Source organism: Bacillus sp. D386 (assembly GCF_006346415.1).
Genome location: NZ_VEMV01000001.1, coordinates 901,269 through 914,601 on the forward strand (window position 1 = coordinate 901,269; position 13,333 = coordinate 914,601).

The window sequence follows — 13,333 nt, forward strand, 5'->3', positions numbered from 1 at the left end:
GTTGGCAAATGGCTGTAACGAAATCTATAAGCTATAAAATTCCTATCGTTCTTTCTCATAATCTGTCCTTTTCCACTAATTGCATGCAATTATAACCAATTTCATGGTTATGACTTCGCAAAATCTAATATAGCTTCACACTCAATATATAACAATTAGCCTATTTTTTCATCTTTTTCAAAATTGTCTTAAAACAGTGTTGACTTTCCATATCTGTTATAATACAATGACATTATCAAGCAGTTATATAACAGATTCGAAAATGGATTATCTGTTATAAATCAATTAAAAAACGGAGGTTTTAAACATGGTACGAAACGTTATGGAATTCTTCAGAAATTTGCCCCCTAAGAAATGTTCAGAATGCGGTGAAAACATTGAAGAACAGCACGAATGCTACGGAATCGTCTGTGATAAATGCCTGCGTCATGTATCTGAATAGTCTTTAAATAATGTTAGCAGCAATCCCCTTTAATCCTGGGGTGCTCATATCGACTGTATTCATACAGTCCCTGATTTTTTAAATTCCCTCTATTTTGCGATTTGCAAAAAACCAGCCAATTATATATGGCTGGTTATTTTTTAGGTTATTTTTAAAGAAAACATAAATAAATCATTCATTTATAAATTCACTTGATAAGAGTTCCTATAGTAAGAAATCCTTTATTGATGTTAACTTTTCAACATATAGCTAAACAATGGTCTGCTTCTGCTTTAAACCCTTTATCAATTCGAATTTCGGTTCTATAGAAGAAAGAATTGTTAATCTCCCCTTTGAAAAAAGACAATAATCCATCTTATAATTCCAATCAACACTATAAGAATTCCATTTGCTATTGTAATAAGTCCTAAAAACGCTCCAAGAATAATAAAGATAGCTCCGAAAAATTAGCATCCTATCTACTATGGATTAGCTCTAATAATGAAAATATAGAGATAGTTACCGATAGCAATAAATATATAAAATTATCAAAGCAAGATTCAACAGACCTATATAAAATTTTAACAGGGGAAACATTAATAAAATAATTCTATATCTTTTATTCCTATCATGGATGTAGCGTTTGTTGATAACAAGTATAGCCCTTCCTTTACATCTCAGATTAATAGTAACAATAACAGCAATCTCTATGAAAACAGTCTTTATAAAGAAACGCTCAAACGGTGGTTCACATCATTTGAGCGTTTCTTCGTTATTAGACTGTCTTCATTGTATTTAGATAAGAAATAACTATGTTCTAAAATGCAATCCCTTCTAAATAATAGATAGCCTATGTTTTTACACAGCTATCTGTTCTCCCCCGTTGCCGCTAGGGATTGAATCATCGTCATATCTCCAATTTTATTATTCAAGGTGATTGCCTCCTTCTGAATGTGGGTATAAAGCTGTAATAGGACTCATATATAATACTTCAGAAGCTAAGGAGTGATTGAATATGATAACCTGGATGCTGGCCTTTATATTTTTTATCATACTATTAATAATCGGTGAAACGGCAGGTAATATCTATTTAACAAAATTAATACAATCTTCACATGATCTTGAGGATGCAGCATTGAAAGAGAATTAAATATTTTTCAGCTGATTCTTTTTTATAAAACAAAATGCTGTTCGTAGAGGTTATTACTAATAGCTTAGGTGCCATATCCGAAAAGTTAGGGTAAAACTAACTCCTAGGGTGCGACACCTTATTTGCAATCGCCTGCGTTATCTCTATTTTAATTAACCACTATAGAATTATCTAATGTATTCACTGATATTAATAAAATCCCCTTTGAACTAAACTGTCCTTCGTATTATAAAAAGGGCGTTAATCCGTCTTGGGTTAATACCCCACATAGTTGAAGGGGAAAATTATTTATGGTACTCCATTAACCAACAGTCCTGAAATTCCCCTTCGTGCAATTCATTCTTAGGCAGTATTTTAACCTTTTTAAATCCACATTTTTCATAGCATCTGATAGCCCTTGTATTTCTTAATTGAGGGTCCATCACTACTCTTTCAGCTCCTTTTTCTTCAGTTAAAAAATAAACCATAGATGATACAAGTAATGTTCCAATCCCTTTATTCCAGTAATCTATTTCCCCAATAAATTGGTCAGTACCAAAAACATTTTCTTGAAAAAATCCATAGTCATTTTTTGTGTCATCATCCAATTGGTAAAATTGAATATATCCAATTTCGGTATCATCGATTTCCACAATACATCTCACTTCACTATCTTCAGGTGGATAAAAAGCTTTTTCAACTTTTTCTAAATTAAATGGGTTGTCTCTACCCTCATAAAATACGAGAACCGTTGGGTTTGATAGCCATTTTACAAATAGATATTTATCCTTTTTTTCTAATCTTCGAACCTTTAGATTACCATTTTGAAACAGCATAAATATTCCTCACTTATTATTTATAATAGATAGGTAATTCGTTTCCTTATAGGCAAATTCCTGCAATTAGCTAGCTATCCAGCTAATCCTTCCCCCGATAGTTAAATAAGAAGTAAGTTTAATTAGAAAACAATATCTACGAACAGAGCCCAATAAAAAGATATAAAAAATCCGATTAATTCTTCTCCATAATAAGAGGAATTAATCGGATTTGTTTATTTTGTAAAGTTATAGATTTTTTTCTTTAATAAATGTAAGGACCTGATTCATGGCAGCAATCCCCTGATCAATACAGTCAGGCATTCCAATACCATTATAGGATGCTCCGGCCAGATAAATTCCCGGAAGCTCCTTGTCCATTCTTTCTTTAATCATTTTTAAACGATCTAAATGACCGACTTCGTACTGAGGCATCCCTTCATTCCAACGAGTGACGATGGTGAAATCCGGTTTTTCAGTAATTTGCATGATTCTGTTTAAATCATCCAATACAATTTGTTCAATTTCACCGTCTGATAAGTCTACGACTACCTCATCACCGGCTCTTCCTACATAACAGCGCAGTAAAACCTTGCCATGAGGCGTAGTATGCGGCCATTTTTTATGAGTCCATGTACAAGCCGTAATCGTATAATCACTGTTTCTTGATACAAGGAATCCTGTTCCATCAATATCCTCTTTAATCGCGCTTGCATCAAATGCCATTGATACCGTTGCAACCGATGTGGAAGGTATTACCTTAAACGGCTCAAACATCCCATAATCCGGCAGCATTTGCGGAACAGCCTGATGGGGAGTAGCCAATATAGCTGAAATGACAGGTAACCGATCCCCATTATTTAATGTCAGCATATATCCTTCACCTGTTTTAATAATCCCATCAACTCTTGTCCCTTTAAGGATTTGATTTGCTGGAAGCTTTGCTTCAATGGCATCCGTCAATGATTGCAGCCCTTTATTAAAGGTTCGGAACATACCAATTTTGCTATCTGCTGCTGATTTATTGTCTTGTGATACTGGTTTTTTAGGACGGTTCTTTTTTGTACCCAATACAATGCTTCTGTATTTCTTCTCCAATTTTAGCATATCAGGAAACGTGGACATTGTGCTTAACTTGTCGAGATCGCCTGCATAAATTCCTGAAAGAAGAGGCTCAACCAGATTCTCCACTATCTCATCCCCAAGACGGCGCCTTAAAAATTTCCCTAATGGCTGATCGCCTGGCTCTTTAGAACGCGGCAGGATAAAATCCATAGCTGCTCTCATTTTACCTGATAGAGAAAACAGCCCCGTTGTAATAAACGGCCCTATCTCCGTAGGAATCCCCATAACCGATCCACCCGGAATTGGATGAAGGTTATCCTTTACGAGAATATAAGATTTCCCTGTTGAATTTGGAACAATCGTGCTTTCAAGACCCACTTCTTTCGCCAATTCTGTCATGCTCTTCTTTCGAGCCAAGAATGAATCTGGGCCTCTTTCAATGACAAAACCATCACGTTCTACCGTTTGCATTTTACCGCCAAGCCTAGTTGTAGACTCTATTAGAATTACATTATATGGAAGATTGTCTTCCTTTACTTTTTTATCAAGGTAATAGGCTGCCGTCAGACCCGCGATTCCACCACCAATGATTGCAATATTTTGTTTCGTTGAATCCAATTTTATCGCCTTCTTTTCATTGTTGGTTATCAGTTAAGCTCCATTTTTTTCATAACTGCATCAACCATGGCATTGATGAAATCAGGATGCGTATTCGGCATGGCAGGGCGATAGTATGTTGCGCCTATCTCATCCGTAACCACCTTACATTCATAATCATTGTCATAAAGAACTTCCAAATGCTCAGCCACAAAGCCAACCGGTGTATAGACAAACGCTTTATATCCATGTTGTTCATAAAGATCTCTTGTCAAATCCTGAACATCCGGTCCAAGCCATGGATCAGGTGTATTTCCGGCACTTTGCCAACCAACCGCATAGTTTTCAACGCCTGCTCCTTCAGCAACCAGTTTTGCTGTTTCTTCTAATTGCTGTTCATATGGATCGCCTAGCTGTTTAATTTTTTCAGGTAAGCTATGTGCAGATACGATTAATACCGCTGCTGATCTTTCCTCCGGAGTCATTTGATTAAATGCTTCTTTTACATGGTCAACCCAATATTTAATGAAGTTTGGTTCTTTGTACCAGCTTTCAACTGAAGTAATTTTCATGCCATATTTATCAGCAACATCTTTTGCACGTCCATTGTATGATTTAATGCTGAAAGTGGAATAATGAGGTGCAAGCACAATGCTAACTGCCTCCGTGATTCCGTCAGCATGCATTTTTTCAACAGTATCTTCAATAAATGGCTCAATATGTTTCAAACCTATATAAGCTACAAATTCATATTGATCCTGTACTTTATTTAGCGCTGCTTCCAAATGAGCTGCCTGATCTTCCGTTGTCTTTCCAAGCGGTGAAATCCCGCCAATCGCACGATATCTTGAAGTCAAGTCTTCAAGCATTTCTTCAGACGGCTTTCTTCCGTGACGAATATGTGTATAATAACGCTCAATATCTTCTTCCTTATAAGGTGTACCGTATGCCATTACTAATAAACCGATTTTTTTCTTTGTATGTGCCATTATTCAGCCTCTCCTTTTGATGTGATGATAGTTGCAGAATACTCATGTATAAATGCAGTCAGGCGTTTTAGAACTTCAGGATTCACCTCTGGGAAGACCCCATGTCCAAGGTTAAATACATGACCCGGTTCCTGTAATCCCTGTTCAATAATCTCTTTTGCTTTCTTCTCAATGGCATCCCAGGATGAGGTAAGCAATGCCGGATCAAGATTTCCCATTACTGTTTTGTTTATTCCGATATTTCTTGCTTCAGTAATGGACAGCCTCCAGTCAAGACCGACAACATCAAGTGGAAGGCTATTCCATTCCTTAGCCAAATGGCTTGCTCCCACACCGAACATAATCAAAGGAACTCGCACTTCCCTAAGTTCTGTGAATATCCGATTCATAATTGGTTTAATATAGTATTGGTAGTCTTGAACATTTAAGGCACCGACCCATGAATCAAATATTTGGATTGCTTTTGCGCCTGCTTTTACTTGAGCTTTCACATAGATAATAATGGTATCTGCCAGCTTATCCATTAATGCAAACCATGCCTTTGGTTCGGTATACATAAATGCTTTTGTTTTTGTATAATTCTTAGAAGGACCGCCTTCAATCATGTAACTTGCGATTGTGAAAGGAGCTCCTGAAAATCCGATTAACGGGACGGATAATTGTTCTTCAGTCAACAGTTTAATCGTATCGAGAATATAAGGAACATCTTCTTCTGGATTTAATTCACCAAGCTTTTCGACATCGGCTAATGATTGAATTGGATTGTCGATAACCGGACCAATTCCTGATTTAATGTCAACCTGTACACCAATTCCAGGCAGCGGAGACATAATATCTTTATATAGAATAGCTGCATCTACATCGTATTGTTCAACCGGTAGTCGAGTTACATAGGCTGCTAATTCAGGTTGATGAGTAATTTCAAATAAGGAATATTTTTCTTTAATTTTTCGGTATTCAGGCTGAGATCTTCCCGCCTGTCTCATATACCATACTGGAGTGTGATTTACCTTCTCTTTATTAATTGCTTTTAGGAAGGTATCATTGAATTTTTGTCTCAAAGCCGCTCCGCCCCTCTTTTTTACTATATATTTTATATTTTTTTCCTGAATTACATCGTTTAGGCATCAATAACAACTATATCCTTTCAGCCTTTCCTTGTATATAATCGTGAAAAAATTGTCAAAAAATAGACTTAATTTAAACCATTATAGTTAAATGCTCCTTACCTAACAGCAATGTAGGTTATGACTTAACTAATAATGGGTAAATAAAATGTTACAAATTAGAATAATTACTATTAACTAACGACTCCATTATACTAAAATATCTAATCAGGGGGCAAATAATGAACTTCTATATAACGACAGGAACCTTCAGCTTTTTAAAAAGGATACAAGATAAACGAGCAAATTTACCTCTTATTTTATTGAACAATCCTAAAACTGCCGCTCTGATTCATGAAACGGATCAGAAAACAATCTTTTCTTCAGCAAGAAAGTTCGAAGTTTTGGATGGATTCGGTCCACTTAAACAAGAAGGATTTTATGCTCTACATAATATACCTGTTTCTATTGAAGATCGGCCTGCATTTGAATTTGACCTTAAAAATAAATTAGTGTCCATCAAAAATGAAACTGGGATCCATGCGATGCGTATACTTAGCCCTATCAAATCTGATACCTATGTTGTTTTGACAAACTGGAAGAACGAACAGGCCTATGCAAAAGGGGATACAAGTGCACTAGTCCCAAATAAGTCCAGCCTTTTTAACACACAGGTATTGTTTACAGGCAGTCCTTACACTGTCACCTTTCATGCTTACAAAGAAGAAAACAAGTAGGGGAATGCAATTATCATATTTGAAAACCGTCTACAATGATAACCATACTGACATATCATCTATTTGGCTCCTTAATCATTGTTTATCCTTTTTTTAAAATGTCAATCTACTAAACTTATAGAAGTTTTACTAAATTTAGTTTAATAATGGTTAATTATGTAAATAAGGATACTAGGAAACCATGTCATTTAATTAGGGGGATTATATGGAAAAGGAGCTATTTCAAAGATTAGAAGATGATTTCAAAGAAATGGTGGCCATTCGCCGTTATTTGCATAAGCACCCTGAGCTTTCCTTTCATGAAAAGAAAACAGTACAATTCATAAAAAATTTTTATAAAGAATTAAATGTCCCTATCCGAAGCAATGTTGGAGGTGGCGGGATTGTGGCGACCATACATGGTAAATCCCCTGGCAGAACAGTTGCCCTGCGTGCAGATTTTGATGCCCTCCCCATCCAGGATGGAAAAAATGTCTCTTACCGCTCAACAGTCCCTGGAGTCATGCATGCCTGTGGCCATGACGGACACACAGCTTTATTGCTAATATTGGCCAAAGCGATTAAAGAAATGCAGCATCTGTTGGAAGGAACATATGTCTTTATACATCAGCATGCAGAAGAACTTGCTCCCGGTGGGGCAAAATTTATGATTGAAGATGGCTGCCTTGATGGTGTAGATGCCATTTTTGGAACACATCTTTGGTCTCCATTCCCTACTGGATCTATTTATATAAGCCCTGGCCCAATAACCGCCACTGCCGATCGGTTTAAAGTGACCATATACGGTCAGGGTGGTCATGGGGCAGAGCCTCATACTTCAAAAGACTCATTGGTCATTGCGTCAGAAATCGTATCTCTCCTGCAAACTATAACGAGCAGAAGAATTGATCCAATGGAAGCAGCCGTTTTAACAATCGGGAAATTTAAAGCTGGGGAAGCATTTAATATCATACCTGATAAAGCCTTTTTAGAAGGTACTGTCCGAACCTTTGAATCAGAAGTTCAAGAACAAATTATTGAGGAAATTGAACGAATTGTTCAAGGTGTCTGCCTGGCAAATAACTGCCAATATGAACTGAGATACTTCAGAGGATATCCTCCAACCATTAATCATCCATCAGAGACTGACTATATTGAATATAAGGCAACCGAAATCGTCGGATGCGAAAACATAAAAAAACTTACACCCCTGTTGGTAGGAGAGGATTTCTCGTACTATCTTCAACAGGTCAGGGGATCTATGTTTTTTACAGGCGCTGCTCCCGAGAACACAGATCACCCTTATCCACACCACCATCCTTTATTCGATTTTAATGAGAAAGCCATGTTAATTGCCGCAAAGACCTTGGGCAGTGCAGCCATCGGTTTTCAGGAATGGCGCTATTTCTAATCCCCTTACTTCCACCAGCAAATTTTATCTTCGACATTTTAATATGAAAAACAGAAAAACTGGCATATCTTTAATCGATGCCAGTTTTTAAGCCTAATAATTTTATTTTCAGCCCATTTCCTCTTCAGTAAACCATCTCATTTGATAAGCGTGTTTTGCCGTTTCACCCAATTGTTCAAGCAGCTGATGATTGGCCCAGGCTCCTACAATTGCGCCGATTCCCGGCACCAACTGCATCATTTTTATAAAGTCAATCGAATCCCGGTACTCCTGCTGAAAGCTTTGCCAATCAATTTCCTGGTACAATCCTTTTTTGTTTTCCCAGTCTTCAATCACTGGGAGAAGCTCTTTCCTTTTTTCTAAAGAAGAAAAAGCAAGCTGGAATACTAACAGGATAAATACTCTTTCCTCCCATTTTCTTGGGTCAAAACCATAAAGCTGAGAGATATTAAATAGATACTTTATTTTTATAGATAGAAGCAGTGGAAAGTCCGATAGACCAAGCAATATTCCTCCTGCCCCTGTTCCCGCTCCTTCAATGACTGCTGTTCTTCTATATATATTCAGCATAGATTGAGCCAGCTCTTCCTTTTCCTCGAGCGTATTCCCAACATGGTCTACTTTCTTAAAATAGGTTGAACCGTATAATACGCCGTCCACCATTGTTTTAATAGAAGAGCTAATTATATCATGTACTTTTTGAGGTATCTTTTGATTAATTGCCGTTTGGGCCTGTTTGGAGATACGCATTGCCATACTTGGCTTAGCGCTGATTTTCTTCTTCCATAACATCAAATCCTGCTTGGCTCTTTCCTCGTACCGTTCAGATGACATACAAAACCTCCAATGCCACTCACATTTTTTTCATTGCATACGGTCTGAAAATGAAAATGAACGCAAAACCACTCACTAATGTTACAATTGCCAATTTAACTCCTGCACCAATCAGAACCGTCATAAAGAAAATTAAATTTTGAATAACTAGAACGGTAATGAGCAGTCTAAGAACAGCCTTCCTTCTATAATCTGTATGCAATGGATAAAGATCCATCACCATTTTTTGATCATGATGATGCCAGATTGGCAGGAGCTGTAAACCTGTTATATATAAAAAGAGAATCGCAATAAATAATGTTCCCCATCCCAGATCTGTAAACAGGAATAAAACAGCCGCAATGAAAGTTAACCTCACAAATAAACCTAGATAGTCATTCGCTCTTACAAATGTTCTGGCATATAAATAGCTGAATGGATTGTTAGACTTACCCGAAAGAAGAGTCATAACACCACCAAGCCATCTTCTCTCTGAGATTTTTTCACGTAATTTTGGAACATCCGTAAACAAATTTGCTACTCGATAAAAAGCAGCCATTCTTCCATTCTCTAGCTCAATCAGCTTTTCCCAATGTAAACTTTCCTCTCTTGTGCTTTTCCAATAATAGAAGCAAAGCCCTCCTAAAAGAAGGAGGACAATTCCCATAAAAAGAAAAGACTCATTCTTAACAAGAAAATACACAAAAGCCGCATTTAGGACGAAACGGACTAATCCATCAACGAAAGATGCACTTTTTTCCCTATAGTACAAAACGAACCAGCGCGAACAAAGATTAATCCCCTTTACAATCAACAAAGATAGGAGCATCCACAAGAAGGATACCGTTTGTTCTTGCATTGTTTGCATATACATTGGCATTAATACAGCCAGAACCATGATAAGAATATAGCCCTGCATGACTAAGCTAAATATGATCGATTTTTTTATATAGGATGATAATTTTGACTCGATTGGCAGTAAGAACACTATGTCCGGATCGCGGAAAAACGTTGAAACCGGGCTAATTGTTGTAACTAATCCTAAGAGAATCGCCATAATCCATACGGTTGGAAAATCAGGACTTAATGTTTTAAGCCATTCACTGTAATAGAACCCCGCTCCTCCCAGCAGAATAATCATTACAAAGACCAGATGTCCATTAAATATGAACCGCAAGTATTTAGTTGTCTCCTTCAGATAATTATTAAAACGGTCCTTCCACAATGTTTCCCTATTCATGGCGATCTTCCTTTGTCAATTGCAGATAAATATCATCCAGGGAAGCTCCAGGCATGTTAAATTGATTGCGTAAATCTTCAATATTTCCTTTAGCCCGTACCTCACCTTCATGAAGAATGATAAAGGAGTCACAATATTTTTCAGCCGTAGCCAAGATGTGGGTAGACATTAAGATTCCTGCCCCCTGATTTTTCATATCCTTCATCATATCCAATAAGGATTGGATGGCAATCGGATCAAGCCCAACAAATGGTTCGTCAACAATATATAAAGAAGGCTCAGCAAGAAATGCACACATGATCATTACTTTTTGCTTCATCCCTTTGGAAAAGTGAGCTGGAAACCATTTCAGCCTTTTTTCCATTCGATATTCCTTTAATAGCTTTTCGACTCTTTCTTGATAAACAGACTCTTCTATACCATAGGCCATAGCAGTCAATTTTAAATGCTCTTCCAAAGTCAGTTCTTCATATAAGATAGGGGTTTCAGGCACAAATGAAAATTGTTTGCGATAGTTGTCTTTATCATCCTTAAACTGGCTTCCATTTATCTTGATTTCGCCATTTTTCGGTGTCATTAAACCAATAATATGTTTGATGATCGTTGATTTCCCTGCCCCATTTAATCCAATCAATGCGACAAGTTCATTGGGTTTCACTTCAAAACTCACGTCTTTTAATACAGGTGTTTTTGTGTAACCGCCTGTTATATGATTAATTTCAAGCAATGACATAGAGACAGTCTCCTTTTCTTTTTCTCCCTATCATTGTAACAAACGGTTCCTAAAACGGAAAACGCTAAAAGTAAATGTGGAACTTTTTTGGACATTTAATATGTATATTAGGAAAAAACATGGGCAATCTATAATCAGAGGGGAACAACATTCACTTTACTTCATTGATAAATGGGGTGTTGGTTCGCGATAACGTAAGGCTTTAACCTAGGGTTTGATCAGTGTACTTCTTTCGAAAATGGGGTGTTCGCTAAAGGCCTAGAACCTGAAATTGGGATCAATAATTCCAAGTGTTAAGGGGATGGTTGCATTGGACATAACATGGGAAAACGACAAAATTGCTTCATCTAAACGATTGGAGTAATTGTCAGAGAAGATTCTGTAAGAATATCCAGGAATTAAGCTTCCCCTCGAGGACTTAGGGGCGTAACATTATATGTTGCGTCCCTTTCCTTTTTTCCCGTTTTTGTCTGTGCTACACTAATACATAATGAATCAATAAATAGAAAGGATGTTAACCATGGAAGATTGTATATTTTGTAAAATTATTAAAGGTGATATCCCCTCTGCAAAAGTATACGAAGATGAGCATGTGATGGCATTTTTAGATATAAGCCAGGTCACTAAGGGACATACTCTCGTCATCCCAAAAGTACATAAAGAAAATGTTTATGAATTAACTCCTGAAATAGCAAGCCATGTGTTCCAGGTAGTTCCAAAAATAACTCGTGCCTTGAAGCAGGAATATCAACCGATCGGAATGAATGTTCTAAATAATAATGGTGAACATGCTGGACAATCCGTATTCCACTTCCACATCCACTTGATTCCACGCTATGGACAAAACGATGGGTTTGGCGCTGTTTGGAAAACACATACAAGTGAATATACGGGCGAAGACCTCGCTAATATTGCTGCATCAATCAATCAGCATATACAATAATAAGAAAAATGGCTTCCTTTCAATAGGGGAGCCTTTTTTTAATTTTACAGCTAAGAAGGCTGTCTGTCTTATTAGTATACATTCAAACAACCAATGTTCATTTTAAGATACAGGTGTTTTTTGAAAATAACTGTTAACTCAATTGTTAGAATTACAATAAAACGGTATAGTAAGTCGAAATAATGATTTGAGAAATATTTTAAAAATATACTATACTATTTTTATATTATTTATTTATTATTAGATGTAGATGTTACATAATCGTTCAGATATAAAAGGTGTATTTCTTACAAGCCTATATAAATGCAATTGGAAGGATGATTTACAGTGATTAATATACTGGTAACGCTAAATTCCACTTATTTAAAACCACTTAAAGTAATGCTTCAGTCCTTGTTCCTAAATAACTCACATAAAACCTTTAAAATTTTTATTATGCATACGGATATTAAAACAGAAGAGATTCATTCCTTAGAACAATTTGTCCATAGAAATGGAAGTGAGCTTATAAGTGTTCAGGTGGATGATGGACATTTTCAAGATGCACCGGTTTTAATGCATTATACAAAAGAAATGTACTATCGATTATTGGCCTTCAAGTTCCTACCGAAAAATTTGGACCGAATCCTGTACCTGGATCCGGATATTCTTGTTCTAAACTCTGTTGATGACCTTTATGAGATGGACCTAGGCAATAATTTATTTGCTGCTGCCTGTCATAATAAAATATCAGTAAAAGGAATTAATCAAATCCGTTTATCCCCTTATGAAATAGATGCTTATTACAATTCAGGTGTATTGTTAATGAATTTAAAAGAACAGCGAAAAGTAATAAACGAGGATGAGATTTTTAAATTTGTAGAAGAAAATAAGAAAAAATTAATTTTGCCTGATCAGGATATATTAAACGCACTTTACTCCAAATATATTAAAAATTTAGAAGAAACGATTTATAACTATGACGCCAGATACTACAATTATTATAAATTAATGTCCAATCATAAGATGGATATGGATTATGTAATCCATCACACCGTGTTTCTCCACTTTTGCGGAAAGAAAAAGCCATGGAAACAAAACTACAACGGTAGATTCCATGCTTTATATAAACACTATGATAAAATGGCATTTCGTGGAGCATACGCTATTGGTCAAGAAATCATGCAGCCTTCTCTAAGGAGTAAGCCAATATAAGGCTGTTATTTAAAAGGCTGTTTCGTAAGAATTGTTGCTATTGTTTGATATTTTTTCTGAGTGTGAAAACAGCCACCTCCATACAGGAAGTGGCTGTACTTGTTATTGAACTAAAATGCCCAGATAGTTTAAGGACAAGAAATCAAATGCTCCTCATTGCT

13 protein-coding genes are annotated in these 13,333 nt (G+C 36.4%); 6 read left to right on the top strand and 7 right to left on the bottom strand.

Annotated features, from left to right (window positions below):
* Positions 1-307 precede the first annotated feature (307 nt).
* Both yhfH and FHY45_RS20785 read left to right on the top strand, forming a co-directional pair.
* A complete protein-coding gene (gene yhfH / locus FHY45_RS04410; RefSeq protein WP_077247967.1) occupies positions 308-442 on the top strand; it encodes a protein YhfH in 135 nt (44 codons plus the stop codon).
* 994 nt (positions 443-1,436) lie between these two features.
* Positions 1,437-1,571 (top strand): hypothetical protein, encoded by a 135-nt coding sequence (locus tag FHY45_RS20785; protein WP_257468976.1) that lies wholly within the window; start codon positions 1,437-1,439, stop codon positions 1,569-1,571.
* A 284-nt stretch (positions 1,572-1,855) separates the two neighbouring features.
* On the opposite strand, the gene FHY45_RS04415 is transcribed toward FHY45_RS20785, so the two are convergent.
* The 4 genes from FHY45_RS04415 to hemE all read right to left on the bottom strand — a co-directional run bounded on the left by FHY45_RS04415 (position 1,856) and on the right by hemE (position 6,077).
* Positions 1,856-2,386, bottom strand: a complete 531-nt coding sequence (locus tag FHY45_RS04415) for a GNAT family N-acetyltransferase (RefSeq protein WP_139891493.1) — start codon at positions 2,384-2,386, stop codon at positions 1,856-1,858.
* Between the two features lie 228 nt (positions 2,387-2,614).
* Positions 2,615-4,048 (bottom strand): protoporphyrinogen oxidase, encoded by a 1,434-nt coding sequence (hemY, locus tag FHY45_RS04420; RefSeq protein ID WP_139891494.1) that lies wholly within the window; start codon positions 4,046-4,048, stop codon positions 2,615-2,617.
* Between the two features lie 29 nt (positions 4,049-4,077).
* Positions 4,078-5,016 (bottom strand): ferrochelatase, encoded by a 939-nt coding sequence (hemH, locus tag FHY45_RS04425; protein WP_139891495.1) that lies wholly within the window; start codon positions 5,014-5,016, stop codon positions 4,078-4,080.
* Entirely contained in the window at positions 5,016-6,077 is a 1,062-nt protein-coding gene (gene hemE / locus FHY45_RS04430) for a uroporphyrinogen decarboxylase (RefSeq protein WP_066101841.1), read from the bottom strand. The genes hemH and hemE overlap by 1 nt, the downstream gene beginning before the upstream one ends.
* Before the next feature lie 287 nt (positions 6,078-6,364).
* On the opposite strand from hemE, the gene FHY45_RS04435 reads away from it, so the two are divergent.
* Together FHY45_RS04435 and FHY45_RS04440 are read left to right on the top strand one after the other, a co-directional pair.
* Entirely contained in the window at positions 6,365-6,859 is a 495-nt protein-coding gene (locus tag FHY45_RS04435; RefSeq protein ID WP_066101844.1) for a hypothetical protein, read from the top strand.
* Positions 6,860-7,064: 205 nt separating this feature from the next.
* A complete protein-coding gene (locus FHY45_RS04440) occupies positions 7,065-8,249 on the top strand; it encodes a M20 metallopeptidase family protein (protein ID WP_139891496.1) in 1,185 nt (394 codons plus the stop codon).
* A 108-nt stretch (positions 8,250-8,357) separates the two neighbouring features.
* Here FHY45_RS04440 and FHY45_RS04445 read toward each other — a convergent pair whose 3' ends face one another.
* From FHY45_RS04445 to FHY45_RS04455, 3 genes are read right to left on the bottom strand one after another with little or no spacing between them, the layout of a single operon-like run.
* Positions 8,358-9,083, bottom strand: a complete 726-nt coding sequence (locus FHY45_RS04445) for an EcsC family protein (protein WP_139891497.1) — start codon at positions 9,081-9,083, stop codon at positions 8,358-8,360.
* 19 nt (positions 9,084-9,102) lie between these two features.
* Positions 9,103-10,302 carry an ABC transporter permease gene (locus tag FHY45_RS04450; protein WP_066101853.1) on the bottom strand — a complete coding sequence of 400 codons (1,200 nt, stop codon included), beginning with the start codon at positions 10,300-10,302 and terminating at the stop codon, positions 9,103-9,105.
* Positions 10,295-11,035 (bottom strand): ABC transporter ATP-binding protein, encoded by a 741-nt coding sequence (locus tag FHY45_RS04455; protein ID WP_066101856.1) that lies wholly within the window; start codon positions 11,033-11,035, stop codon positions 10,295-10,297. The genes FHY45_RS04450 and FHY45_RS04455 overlap by 8 nt, the downstream gene beginning before the upstream one ends.
* A gap of 520 nt (positions 11,036-11,555) precedes the next feature.
* Here FHY45_RS04455 and FHY45_RS04460 point away from each other — a divergent pair.
* Together FHY45_RS04460 and FHY45_RS04465 are read left to right on the top strand one after the other, a co-directional pair.
* The gene (locus FHY45_RS04460; RefSeq protein WP_066101859.1) at positions 11,556-11,978 is read left to right on the top strand and encodes an HIT family protein; all 423 of its coding nucleotides are present in this window, start codon (positions 11,556-11,558) and stop codon (positions 11,976-11,978) included.
* 327 nt (positions 11,979-12,305) lie between these two features.
* Entirely contained in the window at positions 12,306-13,172 is an 867-nt protein-coding gene (locus FHY45_RS04465; protein ID WP_139891498.1) for a glycosyltransferase family 8 protein, read from the top strand.
* The last annotated feature ends 161 nt before the right edge of the window (positions 13,173-13,333 follow it).